Origin of the sequence: Nonlabens sp. (genome assembly GCF_047636915.1) — a bacterium.
GTDB lineage: Bacteria > Bacteroidota > Bacteroidia > Flavobacteriales > Flavobacteriaceae > Nonlabens.
This window is the reverse complement of sequence record NZ_JBLIGN010000003.1, coordinates 17117-43484: the sequence shown is the minus strand read 5'-3', so window position 1 is coordinate 43484 and position 26368 is coordinate 17117. Positions and strand designations below refer to the sequence as shown.

The 26368-nt window shown below is 37.6% G+C and carries 24 protein-coding genes; 12 read left to right on the top strand and 12 right to left on the bottom strand.

From position 1 onward, the window contains the following. Window positions 1-130 precede the first annotated feature (130 nt). Together dapA and ACJAT0_RS01090 are read right to left on the bottom strand one after the other, a co-directional pair. Entirely contained in the window at window positions 131-1003 is an 873-nt protein-coding gene (gene dapA, locus ACJAT0_RS01095; RefSeq protein ID WP_415180162.1) for a 4-hydroxy-tetrahydrodipicolinate synthase, read from the bottom strand. Between the two features lies 1 nt (window position 1004). Beyond that, window positions 1005-1517 carry a DUF6913 domain-containing protein gene (locus tag ACJAT0_RS01090; protein ID WP_415180161.1) on the bottom strand — a complete coding sequence of 171 codons (513 nt, stop codon included), beginning with the start codon at window positions 1515-1517 and terminating at the stop codon, window positions 1005-1007. A 213-nt stretch (window positions 1518-1730) separates the two neighbouring features. Here ACJAT0_RS01090 and ACJAT0_RS01085 point away from each other — a divergent pair, with 213 nt between their 5' ends. From ACJAT0_RS01085 to ACJAT0_RS01075, 3 genes are all read left to right on the top strand, one after another. Next, complete coding sequence (locus ACJAT0_RS01085; RefSeq protein WP_415180160.1) at window positions 1731-2510, top strand: 5'-nucleotidase C-terminal domain-containing protein; 780 nt, start codon at window positions 1731-1733, stop codon at window positions 2508-2510. A gap of 22 nt (window positions 2511-2532) precedes the next feature. Further along, entirely contained in the window at window positions 2533-3459 is a 927-nt protein-coding gene (locus ACJAT0_RS01080; protein WP_374003686.1) for a bifunctional metallophosphatase/5'-nucleotidase, read from the top strand. A 139-nt stretch (window positions 3460-3598) separates the two neighbouring features. Beyond that, entirely contained in the window at window positions 3599-4882 is a 1284-nt protein-coding gene (locus tag ACJAT0_RS01075) for an ammonium transporter (RefSeq protein WP_415180184.1), read from the top strand. A gap of 41 nt (window positions 4883-4923) precedes the next feature. Here ACJAT0_RS01075 and ligA read toward each other — a convergent pair whose 3' ends face one another. Beyond that, on the bottom strand, window positions 4924-6978 hold the full coding sequence (gene ligA / locus ACJAT0_RS01070; RefSeq protein WP_415180159.1) for an NAD-dependent DNA ligase LigA: 2055 nt from the start codon (window positions 6976-6978) through the stop codon (window positions 4924-4926). A gap of 49 nt (window positions 6979-7027) precedes the next feature. Here ligA and ACJAT0_RS01065 point away from each other — a divergent pair, with 49 nt between their 5' ends. The 3 genes from ACJAT0_RS01065 to ACJAT0_RS01055 are packed head-to-tail and all read left to right on the top strand — an operon-like array spanning window position 7028 to window position 12546. Further along, window positions 7028-9325, top strand: a complete 2298-nt coding sequence (locus ACJAT0_RS01065; protein ID WP_415180158.1) for a family 20 glycosylhydrolase — start codon at window positions 7028-7030, stop codon at window positions 9323-9325. A 1-nt stretch (window position 9326) separates the two neighbouring features. Next, the gene (locus ACJAT0_RS01060; RefSeq protein ID WP_415180157.1) at window positions 9327-10058 is read left to right on the top strand and encodes a copper homeostasis protein CutC; all 732 of its coding nucleotides are present in this window, start codon (window positions 9327-9329) and stop codon (window positions 10056-10058) included. Next, window positions 10048-12546: a beta-mannosidase gene (locus ACJAT0_RS01055; protein ID WP_415180156.1), complete on the top strand. Its 2499-nt coding sequence runs from the start codon at window positions 10048-10050 to the stop codon at window positions 12544-12546. The genes ACJAT0_RS01060 and ACJAT0_RS01055 overlap by 11 nt, the downstream gene beginning before the upstream one ends. Window positions 12547-12841: 295 nt before the next feature. Here ACJAT0_RS01055 and prmC read toward each other — a convergent pair whose 3' ends face one another. Next, a complete protein-coding gene (gene prmC, locus ACJAT0_RS01050; protein ID WP_415180155.1) occupies window positions 12842-13687 on the bottom strand; it encodes a peptide chain release factor N(5)-glutamine methyltransferase in 846 nt (281 codons plus the stop codon). Between the two features lie 676 nt (window positions 13688-14363). After that, complete coding sequence (locus ACJAT0_RS01045) at window positions 14364-14840, bottom strand: GNAT family N-acetyltransferase (RefSeq protein WP_415180154.1); 477 nt, start codon at window positions 14838-14840, stop codon at window positions 14364-14366. Between the two features lie 477 nt (window positions 14841-15317). On the opposite strand from ACJAT0_RS01045, the gene ribD reads away from it, so the two are divergent. Together ribD and ACJAT0_RS01035 are read left to right on the top strand one after the other, a co-directional pair. Continuing rightward, on the top strand, window positions 15318-16331 hold the full coding sequence (gene ribD, locus ACJAT0_RS01040) for a bifunctional diaminohydroxyphosphoribosylaminopyrimidine deaminase/5-amino-6-(5-phosphoribosylamino)uracil reductase RibD (protein WP_415180153.1): 1014 nt from the start codon (window positions 15318-15320) through the stop codon (window positions 16329-16331). Further along, window positions 16328-17185, top strand: a complete 858-nt coding sequence (locus ACJAT0_RS01035; protein WP_415180152.1) for an EamA/RhaT family transporter — start codon at window positions 16328-16330, stop codon at window positions 17183-17185. Before ribD ends, ACJAT0_RS01035 begins: the two co-directional genes overlap by 4 nt. Window positions 17186-17290: 105 nt before the next feature. On the opposite strand, the gene ACJAT0_RS01030 is transcribed toward ACJAT0_RS01035, so the two are convergent. Next, window positions 17291-17860 (bottom strand): hypothetical protein, encoded by a 570-nt coding sequence (locus ACJAT0_RS01030; RefSeq protein WP_415180151.1) that lies wholly within the window; start codon window positions 17858-17860, stop codon window positions 17291-17293. Window positions 17861-17945: 85 nt separating this feature from the next. Here ACJAT0_RS01030 and ACJAT0_RS01025 point away from each other — a divergent pair, with 85 nt between their 5' ends. Then, window positions 17946-18551, top strand: coding sequence for an IMPACT family protein (locus ACJAT0_RS01025; protein WP_415180150.1), 606 nt, complete (start codon window positions 17946-17948; stop codon window positions 18549-18551). Here ACJAT0_RS01025 and ACJAT0_RS01020 read toward each other — a convergent pair. Together ACJAT0_RS01020 and ACJAT0_RS01015 are read right to left on the bottom strand one after the other, a co-directional pair. Then, window positions 18548-19093 (bottom strand): pyridoxamine 5'-phosphate oxidase family protein, encoded by a 546-nt coding sequence (locus ACJAT0_RS01020; protein WP_415180149.1) that lies wholly within the window; start codon window positions 19091-19093, stop codon window positions 18548-18550. The two genes, ACJAT0_RS01025 and ACJAT0_RS01020, sit on opposite strands and share 4 nt — an antisense overlap. A 63-nt stretch (window positions 19094-19156) precedes the next feature. After that, window positions 19157-19561: an acyl-CoA thioesterase gene (locus ACJAT0_RS01015; RefSeq protein ID WP_415180148.1), complete on the bottom strand. Its 405-nt coding sequence runs from the start codon at window positions 19559-19561 to the stop codon at window positions 19157-19159. Between the two features lie 185 nt (window positions 19562-19746). Between ACJAT0_RS01015 and dnaA the strand changes: the two genes are divergently transcribed. Together dnaA and ACJAT0_RS01005 are read left to right on the top strand one after the other, a co-directional pair. Continuing rightward, the gene (dnaA, locus tag ACJAT0_RS01010) at window positions 19747-21174 is read left to right on the top strand and encodes a chromosomal replication initiator protein DnaA (protein ID WP_374003671.1); all 1428 of its coding nucleotides are present in this window, start codon (window positions 19747-19749) and stop codon (window positions 21172-21174) included. Between the two features lie 23 nt (window positions 21175-21197). Further along, the gene (locus ACJAT0_RS01005; protein ID WP_415180183.1) at window positions 21198-21638 is read left to right on the top strand and encodes a low molecular weight protein-tyrosine-phosphatase; all 441 of its coding nucleotides are present in this window, start codon (window positions 21198-21200) and stop codon (window positions 21636-21638) included. Window positions 21639-21749: 111 nt separating this feature from the next. Here ACJAT0_RS01005 and ACJAT0_RS01000 read toward each other — a convergent pair whose 3' ends face one another. The 4 genes from ACJAT0_RS01000 to ACJAT0_RS00985 form a co-directional block, all read right to left on the bottom strand. Further along, complete coding sequence (locus ACJAT0_RS01000; protein ID WP_415180147.1) at window positions 21750-22805, bottom strand: AMP-binding protein; 1056 nt, start codon at window positions 22803-22805, stop codon at window positions 21750-21752. Continuing rightward, window positions 22777-23751: a lysostaphin resistance A-like protein gene (locus ACJAT0_RS00995; RefSeq protein WP_415180146.1), complete on the bottom strand. Its 975-nt coding sequence runs from the start codon at window positions 23749-23751 to the stop codon at window positions 22777-22779. Before ACJAT0_RS00995 ends, ACJAT0_RS01000 begins: the two co-directional genes overlap by 29 nt. 2 nt (window positions 23752-23753) lie before the next feature. Then, complete coding sequence (locus tag ACJAT0_RS00990; RefSeq protein ID WP_415180145.1) at window positions 23754-24797, bottom strand: o-succinylbenzoate synthase; 1044 nt, start codon at window positions 24795-24797, stop codon at window positions 23754-23756. A gap of 451 nt (window positions 24798-25248) precedes the next feature. Further along, window positions 25249-25701 carry a DUF4442 domain-containing protein gene (locus tag ACJAT0_RS00985; RefSeq protein WP_374003697.1) on the bottom strand — a complete coding sequence of 151 codons (453 nt, stop codon included), beginning with the start codon at window positions 25699-25701 and terminating at the stop codon, window positions 25249-25251. Between the two features lie 165 nt (window positions 25702-25866). Between ACJAT0_RS00985 and ACJAT0_RS00980 the strand changes: the two genes are divergently transcribed. Further along, window positions 25867-26367 (top strand): DUF4870 domain-containing protein, encoded by a 501-nt coding sequence (locus tag ACJAT0_RS00980; protein ID WP_415180144.1) that lies wholly within the window; start codon window positions 25867-25869, stop codon window positions 26365-26367. Window position 26368 lies beyond the last annotated feature (1 nt).

Here is a 26368-nt window from a genome sequence, read left to right as displayed (position 1 = left end):
CTAGCTCGTCATTAATTTCACGTGAAATATAACCATAACGATTACTATTATTTGATTTCAACTTCATCTGGTTACTGTATGTAACCTACTGCTGTAGTCGTTATCATTAAAAACTGATACGTTATTAAATTTAGTAAGACTCTAAAAAAGTTTTTAAGCGTTTGTTGAGAAGAGTATCCACTTTTACCAGCGGCAATCTCACCTCATTACCACACAACTCTAGGTGTTGCAACAGTGTTTTTATGCCCGCTGGATTCCCTTGTTCAAATATCATTTCTACAACAGCTGCCATTTTATAATGAAGCTGATATGATTCACCAACATCACCATTTAAAGCATAACGTATCATGTCCGAAAAATCTTGGGCCATCGCTTGACCTATTACCGAAATAACTCCAGCTCCTCCAGCAAGTGTCATAGCATTTGCAATCATATCGTCTCCAGAAATAACTAGAAAATCTTTAGGAGTATATTGAATCATTTTCATAGCCTGCACTATATCACCGGCAGCCTCCTTGATGGCTATTATATTTTCAAAAGCAGAAAGTCTAACAACAGTTTCCACTTCCATGTTAGTGCCGGTTCTTCCAGGAACATTGTACAGTATGATCGGTATAGAACTCGCTTGAGATAGCATTTTAAAATGCTGGTAAATCCCTTCCTGTGTAGGTTTGCTGTAAGATGGGGAAACTGATAGAATAGCAATAAAATCAGTCAAGTTCATTGTTTTTAATTCATTTACGACGACTGCGGTATCATTGCCTCCTAAGCCCAAAACCATGGGAAGGCGTCCATTATTAGCGTCGTTAATAGTTTTAATCACGTCTGCTTTTTCCTGTTTAGAAAGCGTGATACTCTCTCCTGTAGTTCCTAGTACTACTAAATAGTCTATCCCGTTTTCTACTTGGTAATGAACAATACGGGCTAGAGCCAAATGATCTACTGCTCCTTGAGCATCGAATGGAGTTACAAGTGCAACGCCAGTTCCTATTAATTCTTGCATGCTATGGATTAAATATTTTTAGATACTTGGCAATTTCGGAGATAAATAGTTCCTGATTTGTTAATGGAACGTTAACAGCAAGATCGTAAGTGATTTCTTCATGAGTCGCATAACCAACTTTAATACTGCTATTAAGACTCATTGTTATAAATTTTTTAATCTGACTTGACACCTCGTAATAATTGATTTGCAAATCGTATTTAGAATTCAACAGTTCTGAAAGATGGTCATCTTTTACACCACCCTTCCATTTTATCGCAGAAGGATCAAAAAGAGTGGCTCCTTCTAGGTACTTTTTTTTGACATTTTTGGTATAGCCCAATAAAGTCATTTTATTTGAAGAAATATCAAGCTTACCGCACCATTTTTTAAAAACCTCTAAATCATCAAACTGATCTGCATTAAAAACAACAACAAGAGATTCAGGCCAATATCTCTGTTGGTCTCTTGAACTATTGCCTAGCCTAATACACTCTTTGCGCAACCATTGCTGCTTTAAAACGTCAAAAATCATGTACTTTTACTTTTGTAACTAGTTCGCATTAATATAGGGCGTTTAGATCGTTTACGGTAATCAACTATTTCTGTTTAAAAGAATACTCCCTTACAAGTATTCCCTTTTCACCTTTTAAGAACTAGTGAGAAATGATTGAATCTAGTACCGCCAAATTTTGAATCAAATTAAGAACATTTTAGTGTGTAAAACTAGTACAATAGCAAATGCTTTATGAAAAAAAATACGTTAGAAAACAAGAAACATTTGTTGGCTTATTCCGCTTTCGCGAAAGCGGTACTATTATCAACTGCCCTACTCGTTTCTTGCGGCAAAAAAGAATACCACTTGGTAAAAGTAGCTGGAAGTATAACGGAGATAGACTCCACCCTTAAAAGCGTTCCAAAGATAGAAGAGTACATTGCTCCTTTCAAAAAATCTTTAGATGTACAGATGAACGAACCATTGAGTTACAATCCAGTGTCTATGAACAAAAACGATACTAAATACAACACTGCCATAGGGAATATGCTTGCTGCGATAGTACGTGAACAAGGCGCACCTATTTATAAAAGTCGTACTGGAAACCAAGTAGACATGGTCTTGCTTAATCATGGAGGAATTAGAGCAGGAATGCCAGCTGGACCAGTTACCATGCGTAGTGCTTATGAAATCATGCCTTTTGATAATGAAATAGTAGCCGTAGAGCTGAATGAAACTCAAATGAGCGCACTTATCAATTATCTCATTGAAAAAAAACGCGCACATCCTTTTGACGGAATTAAAATACATATTCCAAAGAATGGGCTGCCACAAGTTACCAGGAGTCACAAGGAGACTTATCATATTCTAACAAGTGACTACCTTTACACTGGCGGTGATAACATGAGCTTTTTTAAGGATGCTCCTATGTTTAAAATCGATTTTAAAATACGTAATGCAATGATCGCTTACTTTAAAAAAGTGGACACTTTAAGATTTGAAAGTGACAACAGATTTGATAGCGCACAATAACAGTTTTTTAAGGTAAATTATTATGGAAAGAAGAAAATTTATACGCAATACCAGCGCAGGAATAGTAGCAGGAACCGCTTTGTGGTCCAATTATGCCCTAGCAAACGGAATTTTCACTGCTCCAGAATTAGAGCCTGGAACTAAGAAGATAAGCATTCTCCATACCAACGACACACATTCCCATATAGAACCCATTTCTGGTGGTCGCAACAATGGCCGTGGCGGTGTGGCAAGACGTGCAGCCTTAGTCAACAAAGTACGTAAAGAAAACCCAAACACACTTCTCCTAGACTGTGGTGACATCTTTCAAGGAACGCCCTATTTTAATTTTTATGGTGGCGAACTGGAAATTAAATTGATGTCTATGATGGGTTATGATGCTGCAACAATAGGTAATCATGATTTTGACAACAGTATAGAAGGACTTTACAAACAATTGCCCAATGCCTCCTTTGACTTTGTGATTTCTAATTATGATTTTTCCAATACCCTTATGGATGGTCATATAAAATCTAGAAAAGTGATCGTTAAAGATGGCATTCGCATAGGGCTATTTGGTGTTGGAATTCAGCTTCAGGGACTAGTTGAACCTAAAATGTACAAAGAAACAGTGTACAACGACCCTGTTGAAATTGCCAAAGATCAAGCGCGATTATTAAGAGAAGAAGACCACTGTGATATTGTGATTTGCATGTCTCATTTGGGATATTCTTACAGAGGCGATAAGGTTTCTGATTTATCGCTGGCAGCAGCCACATCAGGAATAGATTTGATTATAGGTGGCCACACGCATACTTTTCTAGATGCTCCAGAAATTGTGAAAAACGCAGCGGGCAAAAATGTCATGGTGAACCAAGTAGGTTGCTATGGAATCCATCTAGGACGTATTGATTTTTATTTAAAAGAAGGAAAAGTAGATAAAGGTATGGACATGGTTTATGAGATTTGACCCTAATACAACACTAAATAGCTAATTCAAATACTCTATTTAAGAATCATACCCTATAAATATAAGGGTTAATGATAAAATATCTTACGTATTTTAAACTCATACCCTATATTTGAAAAATCAACCAAATGATTTCAAAATGGGAAGAAAGGTCAATTTTATAGTTCTTGCAGCTTTAGTTTTAATTAGTTTAATATATAGCAGTCCTTATACTGAAAATGGAGACATGAGCGCTATTGATAGTGGTGATACTGCCTGGATGTTAATAGCATCTGCTTTTGTATTATTAATGACGCCAGGACTTGCCTTTTTCTATGGCGGCATGGTCCATAAAAAATCCATGATTTCTACTATGCTTCAAAGCTTTGTCGCACTGGGCGTGGTGAGTATTCTTTGGGTACTTATAGGTTTCTCTCTTGCCTTTGGAGAAAGTTGGTATGGTATTATAGGAAATCCTATGACCTTTTTCAATTTTAAAAATGTAGGACTAGCTCCTAATCCAGACTTTGCTGGAACCGTTCCCTTTTTAGTTTTTGCTTTATTCCAACTCAAATTTGCCATCATCACACCAGCATTGATTACAGGGAGTTTTGCAGAGCGTGTGCGTTTTAGAAGTTATATATTATTCATGGTATTATTCACCCTATTTATATACGCTCCACTGGCTCACATGACTTGGCATCCTGACGGATTACTGCGTAATTTAGGAGTATTGGATTTTGCTGGAGGAACAGTGGTTCACATGAGCGCCGGATTTGCAGCACTTGCTGGTGCTGTATTTTTAGGAAAGCGCAAAAAAATTACGCATGATCCTGCAAACGTTCCTTATATCATTCTAGGAACTGGACTGCTTTGGTTTGGATGGTTTGGATTCAACGCAGGTAGTGCACTTGCTGCAAATACCGATGCCGTGATCGCTTTTGCCAACACAAACATAGCCAGCGCAACAGCCATGATTACTTGGATGTTTTATGAACGATTTAGGAATCGCAAGATGAGTGCTGTAGGAGCCTGTATTGGCGCAATAGTAGGACTGGTAGCCATTACTCCAGCAGCAGGTTTTGTGACCATATCACAAAGTATATTCATAGGTTTTGTGGCAGCTATAACTAGTAACCTAGCTATCTCATGGTTTTCAAAAACAGGAATAGATGACACGCTTGATGTGTTTCCTAGTCATGGTGTGGGCGGTATAGTAGGGATGTTATTAACTGCCGTATTTGCTAAAGATGTAGGTTTGATACATGGCGAGACAGCTACTTTCATGTGGCATATCATTACACTGATAGGAGTTTCTATTTTTACATTTGCTGGCAGTCTGACACTTTATAAAATAGTAGACCTACTGCTACCCATTCGAGTTACCGCTGTACAAGAAGAGCGCGGCCTGGACGCAAGTCAGCATGGGGAAGAAGTAAGTTAACTACTCAAGCAGCACCTTATAAAAGAATCTCTTTTACAGGTCTAAACCATAATTAGAAACTCCTGCTCACTAATCATAGTGATATTTAACTTATTTGCTTTCTCTAATTTAGAAGGCCCCATACTTTCTCCACGCACTAAATAATCTGTTTTGCTAGAAAGAGAACTACCGACCTTACCTCCATTATCTTCAATGAGCTTTTTTAAATCATTTCTAGACATTTCAAACACGCCTGAAATAACAAAGCTTTTTCCTGACAACTTATCCGTTTGACCTTCCAATTGTTCTTCAGATAATGCAAATTGTAAGCCGGCTATTTGCAATCGATTCACTATTTCTACTTGTTGTTCATTGGCTATAAACTCTACGACAGATTGCGCTATGGCAATTCCTATTTCTGGGATACCGCTTAACTCTTCTATTTTCTTATCAGCTGGACTTGTAAGATCTGCAAACAGGTCTATGTTTTCTTTATCCGGCGCAAGTGACACAGCCATTAAAGCGTCCATATTTTTATAGAACTTAGCTAGTTTTTTAGCCACTGTTTCACCTACGTACCTAATTCCTAAACCAAACAACAACCGCTCAAAAGGAACTTGTTTACTCGCTGCGATACCACGGACCATATTTTCAGCACTTTTTTGTGCCATACGCTCTAATGGTAATACTTGTTCCACCGTCAGGTCGTATAAATCGGCATAGTTGTGAATGAGCCCAGACGCTACTAATTGACCTACTGTCTCTGCTCCTATTCCGTCTATATCCATGGCTTTACGCGAGATAAAGTGCTCTATTCTTCCTTTTACCTGTGGTGGACATGCCATTTCATTAGGACAAAAATGCTTGGCATCTTCTTCTTTCCTAACTAACTCTGTATGACATTCTGGACAGTGCGTGGCATAAACGGTAGGAACAGAGTTTTCTGGTCTCTTAGATACATCTACCGCGATTATTTTAGGAATGATCTCGCCCCCTTTTTCTACATATACCTCATCACCGACTCTTATGTCTAGCTTTTCAATTTGGTCGGCATTGTGCAAACTGGCGCGTCTTACCGTTGTTCCTGATATCTCTACTGCTTCAAGATTTGCCACTGGAGTTATCGAACCTGTGCGGCCTACTTGATACGTGATTTCTTCTAATCTGGTAGACACTTGCTCTGCGGCAAATTTATAGGCCATCGCCCATTTAGGAGATTTTGCCGTAAAACCTAGCTCTTCTTGCTGGCGCAGTGAGTTGACCTTTACTACTACTCCATCCGTTTCATAAGGCAATTCTTTTCTTGCGATATCCCAATGATTGATAAACTCAAAAACTTCTTCAATAGAAGGAACTAGTTTCGATTCCTTAGGTGCTTTAAACCCCCATTTTCTCGCATATTCTAAAGAGTCCGATTGTGTTTTCACAGGCAAATTATCTCCAGCGAGCGAATACAACAGACAGTCTAAAGGTCGTTTTGCCACCTCAGCACTATCCTGAAGTTTCAAACTCCCACTAGCCGTATTGCGCGGGTTGCGGTATAAATCAAGACCTTGTTCAGCACGTTCTTTATTCATTTTATGAAAACCCTCCCATGGCAATACGATCTCTCCTCGTATTTCAAATTTTTCAGGAATTTCATCACCTTTCAATTGCAATGGAACCGATCTAATGGTGCGCACATTTGCCGTTACTTCATCGCCTTGATTTCCATCACCACGAGTGACCGCTTGAACAAATTTTCCGTTTTCGTAATGCAAACTTATACTGGCACCGTCGTATTTGAGTTCGCAGGTGTATTGAATCTCTCCATCAACGATTTTTTTTATGCGGGCTTCCCAATCTTTCAGATCCTCTATGGAATAGGAGTTATCCAGTGAGTACATGCGATTGATGTGCTTAATGGTCTTGAAGTTTTTAGTCACCTCGCCACCTACTCTTAGGGACGGACTGGCCGCATCATACAGCTCAGGATGAGCGGTTTCTAGCATTTTTAATTGCTCCAGCTTTTTATCAAACTCAAAGTCTGATATGGTAGGATTATCATTAACGTAGTAGTTATAATTGTGCTCACGCAACTCGATACGTAAGGATTGTATTTGTTCTTTTGGACTCATAGAAAATGTGCTATCTTCTGCTCTAATTTTAAAATTCTAAAATACAATAATGAGCGCTAGATTTTTAATTCTTTGCAGTTTGATATTAACACTGTTGTCATGCAGGGAGCCAGAGATAAAACTGTCGAGTCCCTCTGTCATTCCCGCACCTCAATCGCTACAAGTTCTTCCTGGTCGTTTTACTATTGACCAGTCGACCGTTATCAGAAATGCAGATGACTTTACGCATTCTGTTAATTTTTTAAAAAGTTTTTTAGAAGTTGAAACCAACCGCAGTTGGGAAACAAAATACGCCACAGAAAATGTCATTCTATTTGAATTTGATCCCTCGATAACAGCCGCCGAAGGCTATACCATAGAAACTAATGCGCAACAGGTACTCCTTAAAGCCAGCACAGACGCAGGAGCTTTTTATGCCGTCCAGACTTTGATCCAACTCCTTCCCTTGGAGTTGGAAAAATCTAAGGAAAATCACCTCCTTCACATTCCTGCGGTCGCCATAAAGGATGAACCGCGTTTTTCTTATCGCGGCATGCATCTCGATGTTTCGAGACACCTATTTGATGTGGAGTTTATCAAAAAATATATAGATGCGATGGCCCTGCTCAAGATGAATACCTTTCACTGGCATCTTACAGATGATCAAGGCTGGCGCATTGAGATTAAGAGATACCCCAAACTTCAAGAAATTGCGGCTTATCGCGACAGTACTCTGATGGGACATTATAACGACTCACCACGTTTATATGATACTAAAAAGTACGGTGGTTTTTACACACAGGAAGAGATTCGTGAGGTGATCGCTTTCGCGAAAGCGCGACACATCAACATCATCCCAGAAATAGAAATGCCAGGTCACGCACAAGCTGCCATTGCTGCCTATCCAGAATTGGGATGTACCCCAGAAAAGGTGAACGTAGCGACAGAATGGGGCGTTTTTGAAACTATCTATTGTCCGGACGAAGAAACTTTTACCTTCTTAGAAAACGTACTGGATGAAGTCATGGAATTGTTCCCGTCGCCCTACATTCACATAGGCGGTGATGAAGCGCCTAAAACACAATGGAAATCAAGTCCAGTTGCGCAACAAGTCATCAAAGAAAATGGACTGAAAGATGAGTACGAACTGCAATCCTATTTTATTCAACGCATAGAAAAATACCTAAATTCTAAAGGCCGCAACATCATAGGATGGGACGAGATTCTTGAGGGTGGACTGGCGCCTAATGCAACGGTGATGAGCTGGCGTGGGACCACAGGCGCTGTTGAAGCAGCAAAGTCGGGTCACGACGTCATCATGACGCCTACTTCTCATTCCTATTTTGACTATTATCAAAGTGAGAACGAAAACGAACCCACCGCAATAGGCGGCTTCCTAGCATTAGAAAAAGTCTATAATTTTAACCCGATTCCTAAAGAACTCACTGCCGAAGAAGCAAAACGCATTATAGGACCCCAAGGAAATCTATGGACAGAATACATGACCACCAGCGACCAAGTAGAATACATGGCTTTTCCTCGCATGCTCGCTATGAGCGAGGTGGCTTGGACTCAAGCAGAAAACAAAAACTATTCTAGTTTTATAAATCGTGTGGAATATTTTCATCAAAGAATGGAGGCACTAGATATCAATTATGCCAACCATCTGTATGAAGTTAAAGGATTTTTAAACGACCAACAGCAGTATAAATTAAGCACAGCAAGCCTAGGGAAAGAAATACGCTTCACAACAGATGGCTCAAAACCTACTGCCACTTCTGCGATTTATAAGCAAGCCATTCCTTTTACAAAAAACCTCTCCATAAATGCTGGTGTATTTAAAGAAGGAAAATTATTAGGCAAGGTTTTCAAACAACAGCTGCTTTACCATAAAGGCGTAGGCGCAACGATTACCATCAATAAAGAACCCAATAAATCCTATCCAGGCAGTGGCGCACAAGGTTTAATTAACGGAATTAAAGGAAGTGACTCGCGTTATGGAGATAGCGAGTGGCTAGGGTTTTGGGGCGATGATATAGAGATTGAAATTACTTTTAAAGAACCTATTTTAGTTGACGAAATTAAATTGAGGTTTTATAATGCGACAGGGCAATGGGTTTATGCGCCAGAAAAATATTATATTTTCTTAGAAACTAAAAATGGGATGATAAGTGATTTAGTTGGATTACCTAAAAATGATAACACTCTGATATTGTCGAATTACAACTTGAAACGCTTTAAAGGGTTTGAAAACAAAAAAATTAATTCACTAAAATTTAATATTCCCAACTACGGCATTATCCCAGAGGGCAAACAAGGTGCTGGAAATAAAGCTTGGACTTTTATAGACGAAATCATCATCAACTAATATGCTACTAGAAATTTGCGCTTCCAATTATCAAAGTGCCATCAATGCTCAAAATGCAGGAGCGCACCGCATAGAATTATGCAGCGAGCTGGCCGTAGGTGGCATCACTCCTAGTTATGGATTACTTAAAAAAGTGATGGAAGAACTCACTATCCCAGTAATGGTATTGATACGTCCACGTTCTGGAAATTTTGTTTATCGTGATGACGAATTGGATATAATGAAACGTGATATCCAGCTTTGTAAAGAATTGGGCTGTGCAGGAATTGTTTCTGGCGTTTTAAATGAAGATTTTACGATTGATTTAGAATCTACAAAAGCATTGGTTGAACTAGCTAAACCAATGAGCTTTACTTTTCACAGAGCTTACGATCATGTCTCAAATACATTTGAAGCAATTGATCAACTTATTGAAATCGGTGTGGATAGAATTCTATCTTCTGGTAGTTCGAAAAGTGCGGTTTTAGGTATCGATAATCTTACCGAAGACCAAAAAATCGCTGGGAATAAACTTATAATTATGCCAGGTGGCGGAATCAATGCTGCTAATTGTATCGCATTTTATCAAATGAGATTTAAAGAAATTCATGCCAGCGCAACAGAGATTATAGAACAAACTACACGTACTTTAGCACCTATGAATTCGCTTAAATTTATTCAAGAAAACATAGAAGTAATTTCTGATACCAACCAAATAAAAGCCATTCTTAAAAATAGTCATCATGAGGTATAGTGTGCTTTTACTTTTGCTCGTCTTCTGTTATTCTTGTCAAGAAAAAAAACCTAATTTACAAAGACAATACTTAGATACTCCTTGGGAATTATATCTAGAAGAATTTACACATCCAGTCGCAGATTCCATTGGAATACCGTCTACCGTTCACAGTGCCATTATAGGTAAAACAAAACATCCATTTAAAGGGAATAATGAAGATCAATTGCAATGGCTTACTGAGACTACCTGGACATACAAAACGCAATTTAATGTAGGTGCTAAAACGCTAGAAAAAGAACACCTAGAATTACATTTTGAAGGAATAGATACCTACGCTTCTATTCTTCTCAACGGCATCGAGATTCTAGAAACGGACAATGCTTTTTTACATTGGAAAAAAGAGGTGAAGCCTCTTCTAAAAAAAGAAAATGAGCTGGTAGTTGTCTTGCATTCCCCACTAGAAATAGGGAGAGAAAAAGCTGCGGCAAATCCATATGTATTACCCGAAGGAAACCGAGTATACACGCGCAAAGCGCAATTTCAATACGGCTGGGATTGGGGACCCAAACTCAATACCATGGGAATTATAAAACCTATCTATCTGGAAGCCTACAATCATTTTAAAATAGAAGATATTTATATCAAACAGAATTATATACAAGATTCTACCGCAAATCTAACAGCACAAATAAAGCTTTCTACAGCTGTCTCGGACCCACTAACCTATCAAATTAAGGTGAATGACAGCATCTATCCTATTAAAATCACAGATTCCTTGTTACAATCTCAGTCCCACGCTACACAAGAAGTACATTTTGAAATTAGCAAGGCGCATCTCTGGTGGCCCCATAATATAGGTAAGCCCTATTTATATGACATCGAAATCTTGATTTCAAAAAAAGGGGAACTCATCGATTCTAAAAAGCTCAAAAGAGGTATCCGTACCATAGAGCTGATCAATAAACCTGATAAAGACGGCACTTCTTTCTATTTTGAGGTAAACGGCGTTCCTGTTTACATGAAAGGTGCTAATTACATTCCTCAAAACTCCATGCAGGATCTTGTCACCGACCAGCATTATGAGAAGCTTCTCAGTGATGTAGTGGACGCCAATATGAACATGCTGCGCGTTTGGGGTGGTGGTAGTTATGAGAAGGACATTTTTTATGAAAAATGTGATGAAAAAGGAATCTTAATCTGGCAAGACTTTATGTTTGCTTGTGCGATGTATCCTGGTGATGCACACTTTCGTGAAAGCGTAACCAACGAAATAACCCAGCAGGTCACTAGACTGCGCAATCACAGCAGTATTGCGTTGTGGTGCGGTAATAATGAAACCAGTGAAGCCTGGCACAATTGGGGCTGGCAAAATGGAAGATCACAAATAGAACGGGATCTTATTTGGGAAGATTACCGCTCTGTTTTTCAAATTGCGATGCCTAAATACGTGAGCGAGCTCACCAAAGAACCTTACTGGGAAAGTACACCTCAGTTAGGTCGTGGGAATCCGCGCTATGAATTTGAAGGCGATGCGCACGATTGGCGGGTATGGCATGATGGCTATCCGTTTGAACATTTTGAAGAACATGTACCTCGGTTTATGAGCGAATTTGGCTTTCAAGCGCATCCTTCCTATGAGGCGATACGTTACATTAATAAAGATGGGAGTCTGGATATAAAATCGAAAGATTATGCCTCACACCAAAAACACGAACGCGGGAACGAACTTATCCTAGAATACATGGAACGCAATTTCCCAGTCCCTACAAACGATGAAGATTATGTCTATGTAAGTCACCTATTACAAGCCTATGGAATGTCAAAAGGTTTCCAGTCGCATAGGCGCGCCAGACCTTATAATATGGGAACGCTTTACTGGCAGTTAAATGACTGCTGGCCTGCTGTGAGTTGGTCCAGTATTGATCATTTTGGGAATTGGAAAGCTTTACATTATCAAGTAAAACGTGATTTTGAGAATGTATTGATCAGTAATTATGTAAAAGAGGGTGTATTGTACAGCTGTATAGTGAATGACCATCTGTACGACATCACTGGTGGCTATACGATGGTGATCAAAGATTTTGATGGCAAAGAATTATATAAAAAATCTTTTATAGGAACTGCTAGAACGAATTCCAGCAATCAATTTCATGAAGTCAAGTTGAAAACTTTAGGTATAGATCTGAGAAAAGTTTATGTTTCTACTGAGTTTGATTCCAGCAAAGTAATTGATATTTTGACAAGCCCAAAGGTTTTGGACTTACCTAATGAGAATTTAGAATGGATCAGTAAAAAAATAGACGGCGGCTATCAAATTAAATTGCAATCGGCCGCTTTTGCTAAAGATGTGTTTTTCTTTACTAATTTAAAAGGGCATTTCAGCGATAATTTCTTTGACTTGGAGCCGAATAAGACAAAGACCATAATCTTTGAAACAGCAAGTGATGTGGAGCCCGTGTTTGAATATAAAAGCCTGAACAGGTTGATCACTGATCTCGATCTATAATGAATTTCAATAAATTAGGCAAAAGCATTCTTCCCATTAAAGACAATGCCACTAAAGTTTTTAGAAGAAAAAGGTTGTGAAAATTGATTTGAAAATTATTTTTGATAGCAAATACCAGTTCGAGCGAGAGTCCAAAAACGTTATAATGTCTCTAACTTAGTTTATCGTAGATTCGAGCATAAAGTTAAAGTCAAACCTAAATCCCTTCCAGCGGAAGGGATTTAGGTTTGACTTCATTTAATGTAAAATTTCGATATTCTCTAATCGTTATTCAAGTTCTAGTTGGAGTTCAAATTCAAATTCTCTCGCACTTCATCATTCTATAATTACCATTCAAGTCTTTAAAAACTTCAGAATCAAAAGCTAATTCTGTGCCGAGTGCTTTCATCTCTTCAGATAAGTATTGATTGATTTCAAAGTATACAGTTCCTTTTGGTTTTAAAGAGTTTTGGGCCAGCTCTAAAATCTTGCGATAAAAAATCAATGCATTGCTGTCGTCTACAAACAATGCTATATGAGGCTCGTTCTTGAGTACGTTATCATGAATCTCTTGTTTCTCTAAATTTCTGACATATGGCGGATTGCTAACGATAACATCATACTTTTCTGGCAACTCCTTTAATCTAAGTACATCTTGTAAGATGGTTTTTACAGGAGTTTTTAAGTGGCTGGCATTTGATTGTGCCGTTTCTAACGCTTGCTTGGAAACATCAACCAATGTCATGCTACAGCTAGGCATAGCGTCTTTAAGCGATAAACCTATACAACCAGTTCCTGTTCCAATATCGATCATATTGAGGTAGGTTTCTGACTTATGATTTTTGATAATCATATGAACTAACTCTTCTGTTTCCTGACGCGGAATTAAAGTATGCTCATTTACCGCAAACTCATGACCGTAGAAATGTGCTTTACCAGTAATGTATTGAACCGGTTTTGAAGTGCGTAAATCTCTCAATGACTTGTGAAGAACCTCTTCTTGCAGATGATTCATTTCTTCTCTATTATTCCTCATAAAATCAGAGCGTGACCAGTTCAATAGATCTTCACAGACTATTTGTAACAGGCTATAAATTTCATTTTCTGGGTAGAGCGGCGCCAGTTGTTCTTGATACAGAGTTTTGAATTGGTTGAGAGTCATTGGGCAAAGGTAAAAGCATTTTTCAACCTTTCCGATCAAATTTCCATAAACTCCCATTTGCCCTCCTTTCCCTTCCCAAAAATACCTTTTAACAACTTATCAAGGACTGAGAAAAGGAGCTCTTGATTTTGATAAAAATAAAAAGCAACTAAAAGCTGAGAATCAGACATAAACCAATACATACTCCTATTTTGAGCTTGTTGAAAATCTACCCGACTAATGCCTATTGCCACTCCTCATTTATCATTAAAATTATTTTTAGGCAAACCATCTTTACCGTGCGGTGCGTTATTTTGATCTATTCCTTGTTTTATGGAAACACCGTTATCGAGTACTACCATTTTTTTTTAAATCGCTTGTAACTAAATTGAATCGTTTTTACGTTTATAGAAGCAAAAATCGCAGCGTAGCCTGTGTTAAAGAAATGTTTTATTCAAGAACAAGAAAGGTGAAAAAAGCGATTTATATGCGGCAATTGAATCCTAAATCGGTAGAAGCTAAAAAAAAGAAAATACCTTCCTCAAGGGCCAAAAACAATATTCTAGACATAACTTCCACTATTTCACTTTAAATTTCAGGATTAAATTTTTGAACAAATTATAGATCCCGACTGCCGCTCCACCATACATTTTATGACAACAACAGAGATTTGAGCAGCTCAGTACTTAATGCAAGTTTAAAAAGTTTTAAGCATCTGCACGGGACATGAGAAATGACCCGTATCCCCTAATGGCTGCTTAAGTAGTGTAAAACCTACGTTTTTATACAAGCCTTGTGCCTCGTACATATTATCCATGGTTTCTAAATAGATGCTTTCAAAACCTAATTGGACAGCACGTTTCAGACAAACCTGCATCATTTTCTTTCCGTACCCTTTACCGCGCGCTTCTGGTTTGAAATACATTTTTTGAAGTTCACTCACATTACCCTTATAATTATCAAGTGGAGCAACACCTGCACCACCGAGTACGACACCATCCACTTCTAATACATAATACGTCCTGCGTGGTTTTTGATAGTACTCATACATAGCTTGAGTTGAAGCATCACTGTACGCTGTTCCTATTTTAGGAGCACCATGCTCTAAAATGGACGCCTGTATAATATCTTTCATAGTTTTATTATCTTTGGGCACTATTTTGCGAATTTCCATAATGCAAATCTAATTTATCGCGATTAAAGAATGAGTTTTGCTTTACAAAAAATTAGGCGCTTCAGTACTCATTTAAGAACATAGCTCCGACTGCTATTTTGGTCTGATATTAATGTAACGTTACTGTTATTTGAACAAAATTGATCATTATGCCTTCTCGGTAGCTATCGACTGCGGCTCCAGCATAGCTTTTATTATTTTGGCTTAAATTTTAGCAAAACCATTATGTAGTTATCACAGACAGTACCAGAACTAATATTGTAAATGGGTATCATTTTGATTTTAAACTGCCGACTTCGAGAGCCTCAGTCCTCGCTCTTAACATACTTCGAGCAACATGTTTACAGCATATAGATGCTCCTTAAATAGCATACAATTGTAATAAAATATGAAATAAACCCAGAGACTCACAAACTCAAAACTTGTTTTTGATTTTATTTTGATTTTGATTTTAATTCGTCCGTACCTTTGTAATCGATGACTATACAAGAAGACTACATGCAGCGTTGTTTGCAACTGGCACAAAACGGATTGGGCACCACCTATCCTAATCCACTAGTGGGAAGTGTTATTGTTTCTGGTAGTGGAGATATTCTAGGGGAAGGATGGCATAGAAAAGCTGGAGAGCCACATGCTGAAGTAAATGCGGTGCTAGATGCTGAGAAAAAAGGTTGTGCGGAGTCCGCTTTTGCGAAAGCGGTATTATATGTCAACCTAGAACCCTGTTTCCACACGGGAAAAACACCACCCTGCGCATCCTTGATTATCAAAAAAGGCTTTAAAAAAGTAGTCGTAGGAACGCTAGATCCACATGAAAAAGTAGCTGGAAAAGGTGTTGCTTTATTAAAAGAAGCTGGAATTGAAGTAATTGTGGGCGTTTTAGAAAAGCAATGCAACGAATTGAATAAACGTTTTTTTACCTTTCACACAAAACAACGTCCGTATATTATATTAAAATGGGCAGAAACTAGCGATGGTTTTATAGCACCCGTTCAAAAAGAAGAGCAAAAACCCATCTGGATTACTACTCCGTATTCCAGACAACTCTCGCATCGATTAAGAGCCGAAGAGAATGCTATTCTCGTAGGTGCCAAGACCGTGTTAGACGACAACCCGTCGCTTACCTGCCGCGACTGGAAGGGAGTTCACCCTAGACGTGTCGTACTGGATTCAAAAAATAGCATCACTGCTGATTTTAAAGTTATGAACAGCACTGCTCCGACTTTAAAATTAAACCATACATCCACTGATGTAGAGGGAATTCTAAAAGCACTTTATAAAAACAGAATTCAATCTGTGATTATAGAAGGCGGTTTCACCACTATTCAGGCTTTTATCGATGTGCAAAAATGGGATGAAGCCTACCAATTTATGGGCACTGAAATTTTATTTTATCAAGGCTTAAAGGCACCTATTTTGAAAGGGAACTACCAGATCAAAAAACGCAAAAACATCAAAAATGATGTTTTAAAAATATATTGGAATATATGATTTGGCTAATTTTAAGCATTACCACATCAAGTCTGCTTTATGTGATTTTTAAGTATTTTGAAGTTTTTAAAGTCCATACACTTCACGCGATCATCCTTAATTATATCGTTGCCTGTGTCACTGGCTTTATAGCTCATGGAAGCGTACCAGAGGTAGAACAAATCATAAGTGCCGACTGGTTGTTCTACGCTCTATTTTTAGGCGCTTTATTTATATTCATATTTAATATCATGGCGCTAACCAGTCAAAAAAATGGCTTGTCTGTTGCCGCTGTAGCTGGTAAAATGTCACTAGTTATTCCCGTAATGGCTGGATTCTGGTTGTATGAAGAATCTATAGGATGGATAAAGATAGCTGGCATTCTTCTGGCTTTAACCTCCGTTTACCTCACCTCTGTAAAGTCTAGGGATCGTTTAAAATTTAATACGAGCTTGCTCGTTCTACCTATAATTTTATTCATAGGCAGCGGCGTTATTGATACGACACTAAAGTATGTTGAGAAAACGCATGTTCTTCCTGGCGAAGAGCCTTTATTCAGCGCCATGTGTTTTGCGACGGCTTTTGTACTAGGTATACTTATCCTTATATACGAAGCTACTCAAAAGAGATTTCTTACTATTAAATCTCTAATCGCAGGAATTATTTTAGGAATACCAAATTACTATTCCATATATTTCATTATTAAAACACTTAAAAATGGTATGGAAAGTAGTGTGGTATATCCCATCAACCACGTAGGAACCGTCCTTTTCACCTCGTTATTAGGAATTTTACTCTTCAAGGAAAAACTGATTCCTAAAAATTATATAGGAATTGTAGTGGCTGTTGCAGCTATTCTTATGATTGCTTTCTAATTTTATTTTAAAATTAAAAAATGAGCATGAGGCAGATCAGGTCAGGAACCTGACATAAAAAAAGTTTTTAGATGAAGAGATACTTTTAATTAGAATCTATCAGTTCTATTGCCTTTCAAAGTCGGCTGAACCATCAGTATCTATTACTAAAGTCCCTCCACCAGCATTTTGAGTTGTGGAACCAGTAATTTCAAAAACTAAATCAACAGCATCCAGTGTGTCGATTATGATCTCGGTATCATCTGAGGCAAATAGAGACGAAGAACCAGGCGTGGTACTACTGAATTCTATAACATCTCCAGTGATTAGATAAGTTCCAGCATCGTTAAGCGCGCTGGTTTGATTCCCAAAAGAGACTCCATCAACAAATGATTCAAATGTTAAATCTCCTATGCACGTATAGGTTCCGTCAGAATTAAAAGTTAGGAGTACATCTGAACTTACAAATTCAACAAGGGCAACAAAAGTAACAGCGTTCCCCATTACAGTAGTCGTTGTTGTCGTTGTAGTTATCACATCTGTATACAGCCAATCACCAACTATAGAGTCCGTAACATTCCCTCCACCAGGTACGTTACCAGTTGTTCCGCCAGTGTTAAGACTAGGGTCTAGAGGTTCTGTATCACAAGCGATTAAAGCCGTTACGAAAAATAATAAGGTATAGAACTTTTTCATGATGAAGTTTTATGGTTATTTTGCTAAAATATATCAATCCATCACTTCTACATACTATTAAATTTTCTTTAACATAATTTTACAATTGACTGACTCGTACAAAACCATCGTAAAACCAACAAAAGAAATCCTATATAAAGACCGCGGAAGTAAATTCTATGGTTATGCCTTTCCCATAAGCAGTTCGGAGGAAGTAAACGACCTTATTGCTCCATTGCGCAGTACACATTCTAAAGCGGGACACCACTGTTATGCCTGGAAATTGGGTGCCGGAAACGATAATTATAGAGCAAATGATGATGGAGAACCTAGTCACAGTGCTGGAGACCCTATTTTAGGTCAGATTCTCGCTCATGAGCTTAGTGATGTTCTTATAGTGGTCTCGAGAATCTTCGGTGGTACAAAATTAGGAATAGGTGGTTTGATTTCTGCTTATCGTGAGACTGCAAAACTAGCCCTAACCGACGCAAAAATAATTACAAGAACTATTACAGCAAATGTAGAGATCCATTTTGAATATCCACAAATGAGTCAAGTAATGCGGTATATCGATGAAAACAACTTTAAAATAAACTTTCAAGAACTAACCACCACCTGTATCATAACTGTTGCGGTTCCAGTATCCCAACAAAAAGAGATTTGTGAAACCATACATAGGATGTACCCTATAACTTCAAAAATTCCCGATTAAGGAACTATCCACTCGCCTTTCCAACCGTCTTCAATTTTAAAAATAGCGCGCAAATGGTTAGGTCTTTTAAGTCTCAAATACTCCACAGAATGAGGGACGAATTTTAGAGCTAAAAAATTATTTTCTTTTCTGGTGACATAATTAACGTGCTCTGGACTATCGATAATACTCCCAGGGGGCATTGTAGTGGTATAATCCTTAATCGCGTTTTCTGAGACTTTTTGAAACAATCTTTTAATTTCTAATGGGTTTTCGATAATTACTAACTCACCATCCAGTCTCAGTTGCATCAATTTCTTAGGATGATAGGCAAGCATACAGGCTTTATTATTCCTATTGAGATGAACAGCTTTCTCAGATCGAGCATCTGTAAAGACAATACATTCGAGAGATTCTGAAACTTCTCTCAACACTATTGTTCGGGATCGCGGTGCCATTTGTTCATCAACGGTTGATAAAGTCACATATTTAAAAGGATGCTTCTTTTTATGAAGCGCACCTCTTAGCTCGTGTTTTAAGTCAGAAAAAAGTTCTTGAAGCATTGTTTTAAAGGATATTTATTAGAATTTTATAGTTCGAAAAGCGAGTATATAAGATATTTCAATTTAAACTAGTTGTTGACATGCAGATAAAAAATTTGCTATAGGCCTTCTAGGTCTAAATGTTTGAGCATCTGTAAAAACTAAAGTTAGCTCACAAGTACTACAAATTTGATCCCTTTGATTAACTATCTCGTAATCAAAAATAACCTTCGTTGTAGGGAGAGATTTGAGCTTAATTCTGACCGTAATTTTATCTCCCAATTTAATCGGTTTTTTGTAGGTAATATCGATATTATACACGGGTAGAAGGACACCATCTTTTTCCATTTTGGCATATGAGAAACCCAACTGCTCTAACCATTCTAACCTCGCTTGTTCTAGGTAGATCAAATAGTTAGCATGATGAATGATTCCCATTTGATCCGTTTCTGAATATCTAGGATTTATTTTTATACTTACTGGTAACATATTATTTATTATTATTAACAATGTTTAAAAAAGCGAGTTATGCAACTTTTTTTTCAGAAATCAAACCTAAAATAAATTTTTTTTTAGGTTTTTTATACACATATTTGTCATCGATTAAAACGACAAGATCTCTTTGTAATTTCAGATTATAAATCGACCCAACTCTAATACAAAAAACAACCTTTATGGCACTGACTTCAGAATCGGTATGGGACAATTGTCTTGCTTTCATAAAAGATAACATTGCACCGCAAGCTTACAAAACTTGGTTTGCACCTATTAAACCTGTAAAGCTAACTGATACTGCTCTAAGTATACAAGTGCCTAGCCGTTTTTTTTATGAATGGCTAGAAGAACATTATATAAAATTATTAAAGGCTGCGCTCACCCGTGAACTAGGGGAAGGAGCAAAATTAATATATGCTATCAGAATGGAAAACCCTACGAAAGGTATGGAAGCCTTCACGGAGAAAATACCTAGTAGCAATCGTTCTATTAACAACTCACAGTCGGTAGATTCTCCAGTGAGAAGTAAAAGTCCAGAACTTAAAAACCCATTTATAATTCCTGGTATAAGAAATGTGAAAATTGAGTCCCAATTGAATCCTTCTTATAATTTTGAAACCTTTCTAGAAGGAGATTCAAATAGGCTAGCACGTAGTGCTGGAATGGCAGTTGCTAACAAACCTGGAGGCACGTCTTTTAATCCGCTACTCATTTTTGGTGGTGTAGGATTAGGAAAAACACACCTTGCCCACGCTATAGGCGTAGGAATAAAGGAAAACTACCCTGATAAAACGGTTCTTTATATCAGCGCAGAAAAGTTTACACAACAGTATATAGAGTCGGTACGTAAGAATAACAGAAATGATTTTATTCATTTCTATCAGATTGTGGACGTGCTTATAGTAGATGACATCCAGTTTTTTGCTGGTAAAGCCAGTACCCAAGATGTATTCTTCCACATATTTAACCACTTGCATCAAAATGGCAAACAGGTGATTCTAACCAGTGATAAGAAACCTGTAGATATGCAGGATATTGAACAAAGACTTCTTTCTCGATTCAAATGGGGATTGAGTGCAGAGTTGAATCATCCAGATTATGAGACTCGTGTTTCGATAATTAAAAATAAACTATACCGAGATGGTGTGGAGATGGATGATGATGTTATTCATTATCTAGCAGACAATATTAAAACGAACATTAGAGAATTAGAAGGGGCTATAATCTCTTTAATTGCTCATTCTTCTTTTAACCGCAAAGACATTACTATAGAGCTTGCTCGTAAGATTGTAGAAAACTACGTTAAGAATACAAAACGTGAAATCTCCATAGATCAAATACAGCAGGTAGTCAGTGACTATTTCTCTATGGATGTAGAGACTTTACAATCAAAAACGCGTAAACGACATATTGTACAAGCGAGACAACTTGCCATGTATTTTTCTAAAAAACTAACTAAAGCCTCTTTAGCAAGCATAGGGACCCAAATAGGGAAACGTGATCACGCTACCGTTCTCCACGCTTGTAAAACTGTTGACAACCTTGCTTCTACTGATAAGCAATTCAATAAATATGTGGAAGATCTTCGTAAAAAACTATCCAATTAGTGAGCGAGAAAACAAACATATTGATGATATGTTTAGGGAATATTTGTAGATCTCCACTTGCCGAAGGCCTGATGAGATCAAAACTTAACTTCACAAAATTCATGGTCGATAGTGCGGGAACCAGTAATGGCCATAAAGGACAGGCTCCTGATAAAAGATCCATTGCTGTTGCACGTAAAAATGGCATTGATATTTCTCAACAAAAAAGCCGCCAGTTAGTAAAGAGAGACTTTAAAGTCTATGACTATTTGTACGTAATGGATGGATCTAACTATCTAGACGTTATTGCCATGACTAGCGATGAAGAAGAGATGAAAAAGGTAATCAAAATCATGGACGAAGTATTCCCTGATGAAAACTTAGACGTACCTGATCCTTATTATGGTGGCTCTCAAGGTTTTGAGAACGTGTATCGCATGTTAGATCAAGCTACTGACCTTATCCGTAAAAAGATAGATAAGTAGTTTACAGCCGTATTTTTTTTCTTTACCATCCTTCCGTTACTTAAAATAAGCTACTAAACTTATCGTTCAACTGGTCATCGATCTTTGAAAACTGATACTGTACCTTACCTTTTATCGATGATCAGAAAATAAATTTTCTAAAATCACTCGTTTATCCATTTTACCAGTATGTGTCAAAGCAAATTTGTCAACAAAGTGAATCTTTTTAGGCACTTCAAATTTTGCCAATTTTTTAAAGGCACCTAGCAGGTCTCTTTCTTTTCCCTCAATAATTAAAATTACTTTTTGACCCAATTCTTCGTCTGTTTCTCCCGATATAAAAAACAACTCTGAAATATGATGCGATAATCTTTCTTCTACTTGAGCAGGATGAACTTTTACAGAGCCCGTATTGATTACATCATCTACCCTACCCAATATTTTGAATTGATTAGAACCGATCAATTCGACTAAATCATTTGTGGTCAAGGGGGCTCTAGTAAGTTCTGGTGCATGAACGACTAACTTTCCTTCTGAATCTTTATGGATGGTGACATTTTCCAATACCGTATAACTCTCTTCATAAGTGGGATTTAACTCCCTTACCGCGATATGAGAAGCTGTTTCTGTCATTCCATACGTATGATAAGCACGGGTTTGTTTTCCCTGTAAATTCTCAACAAGCTTTTGAGAAACTGCGCCACCGCCTATAATGACTTTTCTCGTCTTATGTAGATGTTCTAAAGACTTAGACACTTGCAAAGGGGACATGGCTGTAAAGTCGTAACACTTTTCGGATTTTTTGAGTGGCATCGTACTGGGCTCTACTAAGTCGAGGTGCCATCCTAAAGTCATCGCACGTACTAACATCATCTTTCCAGCGATGTAACTCAAAGGTAAACAACAAAGCACATCTTTCTCTACACCTATATCAAAATGTTTTCCTGTCATCACAGCACTGTTAATCATGTGCTGTTTATCTAGTTTGTACTCCTGGGGAGTACCTGTAGAGCCACTAGTTTTAACAGTAACTACATCAAAGTCATCTAACCAGCTGAGAAGAAAATCACCTATTTGTCTTTCCCATTCTTCACCTTCTTTTATATAACTGTAGGCAACAATCATGACACCTTCCTGATTCAAGGAATGACCGTTTAATTTAAAGGCTGGATGTATTCTGGGGATCATAAGTATTGTTTAAAACTGGGACATCTATTTTACCGAACAATTTTTGACTCCAATTGTTCCATTTATATTTTTTAGCAAATAACAAGATCAATGCTGGATAATATATCAACATAGGTATAAATGTGGTCCAGTCTGCTGTTGGGTCTGAGGTATCTATCAATAAAGAATCTGTTTGGAAAGCAGTCCAATCAGCGGTTACTAATAAGGCTATAAAAAGATTATTTGCCGCATGAAAACCTATGGCAAGTTCAGTTCCTTCGTCCATTAATGTAACTGTTCCCAGTAAAAAACCAGTTCCTATATACCATATCATTACTATATAACCCATTTTTGCAATCTCTGGATTAAAAATGTGCATCATCCCAAAAACTAACGAGGTAATAACGTATGGAACCGCTCTGTTACCGGCAATAATTCCTAAACCTTGCATCGCATAACTTCTAAAAAGCAACTCTTCCCAAGTGGTTTGAATAGGAACTAAAACGATAGCAATCACAGCAAGTAAAGCAAAATTAGTCGCATCAAAATTCCATATATAAACTTCTGGTTCTAAATAATACCCTAGCGCTGTCGTAACAACAGAAACAAGACCTACAACTCCAAAGGCAAAAAAGGCTCTATTCCAATCAAATGCTACACGTGAAGTAGTCGTTTCTGTCCAAGATAATTTATGAATGTATTTGATCCAAATCCACCAGGTTAAAGTTCCTACCACAAAACTGAACATCAATAAGAAAAAAGTGAGGTTTTTAGAAAAAGTAGTCATTAAGGTAGATTCATCCATCGAAGCTACTGCATCCACCCCATTTGCTGAGATTTGTTTGTAAAATACCGCAATAGTGAACGGTAAAGCTCCTAACAACTGGCATCCTAGAAAAATAACAATGGCGCCTATCACCCATTTCCATGTATCGTGCAATCCGTTAGCGCCTCTTTTAATAAACATATCTATAATTTTAAATCATTAGTATTCCAGCTGGTGGATGTGTTACACCATAAATGACCTTTTTTAATCTCTAATGGCGCTTCTATATTATTGGTATAAAGCGATCCAGTTCCCAAACCTTGTGGCATTTTATTACCTAGCGTATAAGTGAATTGTGCAATGGCATTAAGACCTACGTTAGATTCTAGCGCGCTAGTAATCCACCAGTTTATATTTTTTTCCGTAGCCAGATTGATCCATTCTCTGCTGCTTTGAAAGCCACCTATTAAGGCAGGTTTTAAAATAATGTATTGTGGCTTGATGGTATCCAAGCATTGACTCTTTTCTGCGCTGTCGTAAAGACCTATTAACTCTTCATCAAGAGCGATAGCAAGCGGTGTTTGCTCGCACAGTTGCGCCATTTCTTGCCACTGACCTTGTTGGATAGGTTGTTCTATACTGTGAACTTGGTATTTTGAAATTTCTTCTAGTTTTTGCAATGCATTTTGTGGAGTGAAAGCACCGTTTGCATCTACTCTTATGGTAATCTCGCTTTCGCGAAAGCGAGAACGTATTAATTTCAACAGACCCATTTCTGCGTCAAAATCTATAGCTCCTATTTTCATTTTAATACAATGGAATCCAGAAGCGATTTTTTCTTCCAACTGTTGCATCATAAAATCAGGATTTCCCATCCACACCAGTCCATTGATGGAAATAGCGTCTTGCCCTTCTGTAAACATGGAAGGAAACAAGGTAAAAGGATCATTGGACTGCAAAGACTTAATCGCCATTTCATAGCCCAACAAAATAGAAGGCCATTGTTGCAATTCTCCCATCATTTCTACAGGTGGCAAGTTGATGTGGTCACAAGTCCATTGCAGTTTTTCTTCAAAGTCTGGCCGATCATCGATAGAGAGGCCTTGAAACATATTCACTTCTCCTACTCCTTTCTTCTCACCAGTATCTATCATTAAAAACCAAGTGTTTTTAGTTTTCAAAACACCACGAGATGTTCCCGCAGGTTGCTTAAATTCTAAAACGTATTTCTGGAAAGCTGCTTTCATAAAGTAAAATTAGTCACTAGAATCATAATTATTTATAAATTCAACATAAAAAATCCTGGTTTTTTTGTGCTACATACCTCATCCAGCGATTGCAAAGCTAGTAAGGTTTTAGAATTATAAAAATAAATGTTTTACGAGTACTATTTAAGGCGTTTTGATGAATTCTAAGAATAAAAACTACCATTTCTCAACTCTAAGAAAAAATTAAGCAAGCGACATTTTCCTTACTTCAACAGCAACTCAGAACAGGTCATACAGTTCCCCAAAGGGGAAAGTATTGGAGAACGTTCCAACTAACATTGAGATAACAAAAGCAGATCCCTCACAAATATGAAATTAACAATCCTATTCAATTATAAATCTCCAACCAGGTTATCTGGGAGTTCACTACCTAATAACATTTCGTGCGCAGTACAAAAGCAACCTACCTGCTAGAGACCAAAACGGTAAACTATTTCTTCTTCACGGTCCATTCAAATTGGAACTCACTTACTTGAATTCCCTTTTCATTGACTCCTTTTGAGGTCATCCACAGGGTTTGTCCTTCTCCGGTAGCAACAGTTTTCTTTATTGCTTCTTTTATGGCAAGACCATCGTGGCATTTAAAAGTAATGCGTCCGGTTGCTTTTTTAGTAAAAGTGGCTTTGTTATTTGCTACGAGCATAGAAACCTTAGCCTCGCTTTTTTGTATATAAGACATGACCAAAGCTCCAGTAGAAAGCTCAGCTGCCATAGCTTGTACGGCAAAATACATGCTCTTAAATGGATTCTGATTGAACCATTTGTGTTGGACACTTACGGTACAATTTTCTGCATCAATTTCTTGACATCTCACACCTGTCCACCAGCAACTCGGCAGCTTTAAAAAGGTAAAAGCATTGATTTTCTGAGGTGTGATCATAATTTTTAAATTTACTTTCAAGGCTGTAAAAGTAGTGAAAAGGCGTGTATTTATAACGCTTTCCAAAAATCGAAGCGGTCAAAAATATTGAGATTAAAAATATTTTAGTACTTTGTATTGCATATTACTATCTTTTAACCATATATTTGCATAAGAAAATAATAGGCTATGGATTCAACAAACCAAAACAACCACAATAATATCGCTACAGGTATTCATTTACTCACCTTCGGTAAATGGCTTTTTCCTTTAGGAAATTTTGTCTTGCCCATTCTTTTATGGATGATCAACTCTAAAAAATCTGACTTTATAGACCGACACGGAAAACAAGCCATCAACTTTCAAATCAGCATCACCCTGTATACTATTGTACTGGCTTTTATAGGTGGTGGTGTCATTATAGGATCCATGATTTCTGGCGGCCCAAGTCTTTGGGAAGCGATGGATAACAGTACTAATTTTCCCTTTTGGAATGATATGGGAATTTTTAGTACGGTAATAGCTAGCGGTATTATATGTGGTACAGCGATACTTATCCTAGGTATTATCGACCTGGTTTGCACTATAAAAGCCGCTATAAAAGCACATGATGGTGAAGATTATGACTACCCTATAACGATTCATTTTATACCTCATCATGAAGAGGTGGAAGGATCTAATAAAAAATAAT

What these genes read in the sequence shown, in the direction of transcription:
- ACJAT0_RS01000 (WP_415180147.1), bottom strand. Translation starts at nt 22,805, where the DNA reads ATGATCCCCAGAATACATCCAGCCTTTAAATTAAACGGTCATTCCTTG.
- ribD (WP_415180153.1), top strand. Translation starts at nt 15,318, where the DNA reads ATGACTATACAAGAAGACTACATGCAGCGTTGTTTGCAACTGGCACAA.
- ACJAT0_RS01005 (WP_415180183.1), top strand. Translation starts at nt 21,198, where the DNA reads ATGATATGTTTAGGGAATATTTGTAGATCTCCACTTGCCGAAGGCCTG.
- dnaA (WP_374003671.1), top strand. Translation starts at nt 19,747, where the DNA reads ATGGCACTGACTTCAGAATCGGTATGGGACAATTGTCTTGCTTTCATA.
- ACJAT0_RS00980 (WP_415180144.1), top strand. Translation starts at nt 25,867, where the DNA reads ATGGATTCAACAAACCAAAACAACCACAATAATATCGCTACAGGTATT.
- ACJAT0_RS00995 (WP_415180146.1), bottom strand. Translation starts at nt 23,751, where the DNA reads ATGTTTATTAAAAGAGGCGCTAACGGATTGCACGATACATGGAAATGG.
- ACJAT0_RS01015 (WP_415180148.1), bottom strand. Translation starts at nt 19,561, where the DNA reads ATGTTACCAGTAAGTATAAAAATAAATCCTAGATATTCAGAAACGGAT.
- ACJAT0_RS01055 (WP_415180156.1), top strand. Translation starts at nt 10,048, where the DNA reads ATGAGGTATAGTGTGCTTTTACTTTTGCTCGTCTTCTGTTATTCTTGT.
- ACJAT0_RS01065 (WP_415180158.1), top strand. Translation starts at nt 7,028, where the DNA reads ATGAGCGCTAGATTTTTAATTCTTTGCAGTTTGATATTAACACTGTTG.
- ACJAT0_RS01080 (WP_374003686.1), top strand. Translation starts at nt 2,533, where the DNA reads ATGGAAAGAAGAAAATTTATACGCAATACCAGCGCAGGAATAGTAGCA.
- ACJAT0_RS01060 (WP_415180157.1), top strand. Translation starts at nt 9,327, where the DNA reads ATGCTACTAGAAATTTGCGCTTCCAATTATCAAAGTGCCATCAATGCT.
- ACJAT0_RS01045 (WP_415180154.1), bottom strand. Translation starts at nt 14,840, where the DNA reads ATGGAAATTCGCAAAATAGTGCCCAAAGATAATAAAACTATGAAAGAT.
- ACJAT0_RS01085 (WP_415180160.1), top strand. Translation starts at nt 1,731, where the DNA reads ATGAAAAAAAATACGTTAGAAAACAAGAAACATTTGTTGGCTTATTCC.
- dapA (WP_415180162.1), bottom strand. Translation starts at nt 1,003, where the DNA reads ATGCAAGAATTAATAGGAACTGGCGTTGCACTTGTAACTCCATTCGAT.
- ACJAT0_RS00990 (WP_415180145.1), bottom strand. Translation starts at nt 24,797, where the DNA reads ATGAAAGCAGCTTTCCAGAAATACGTTTTAGAATTTAAGCAACCTGCG.
- prmC (WP_415180155.1), bottom strand. Translation starts at nt 13,687, where the DNA reads ATGACTCTCAACCAATTCAAAACTCTGTATCAAGAACAACTGGCGCCG.
- ligA (WP_415180159.1), bottom strand. Translation starts at nt 6,978, where the DNA reads ATGAGTCCAAAAGAACAAATACAATCCTTACGTATCGAGTTGCGTGAG.
- ACJAT0_RS01030 (WP_415180151.1), bottom strand. Translation starts at nt 17,860, where the DNA reads ATGAAAAAGTTCTATACCTTATTATTTTTCGTAACGGCTTTAATCGCT.
- ACJAT0_RS01090 (WP_415180161.1), bottom strand. Translation starts at nt 1,517, where the DNA reads ATGATTTTTGACGTTTTAAAGCAGCAATGGTTGCGCAAAGAGTGTATT.
- ACJAT0_RS01020 (WP_415180149.1), bottom strand. Translation starts at nt 19,093, where the DNA reads ATGCTTCAAGAACTTTTTTCTGACTTAAAACACGAGCTAAGAGGTGCG.
- ACJAT0_RS01075 (WP_415180184.1), top strand. Translation starts at nt 3,599, where the DNA reads ATGGGAAGAAAGGTCAATTTTATAGTTCTTGCAGCTTTAGTTTTAATT.
- ACJAT0_RS01035 (WP_415180152.1), top strand. Translation starts at nt 16,328, where the DNA reads ATGATTTGGCTAATTTTAAGCATTACCACATCAAGTCTGCTTTATGTG.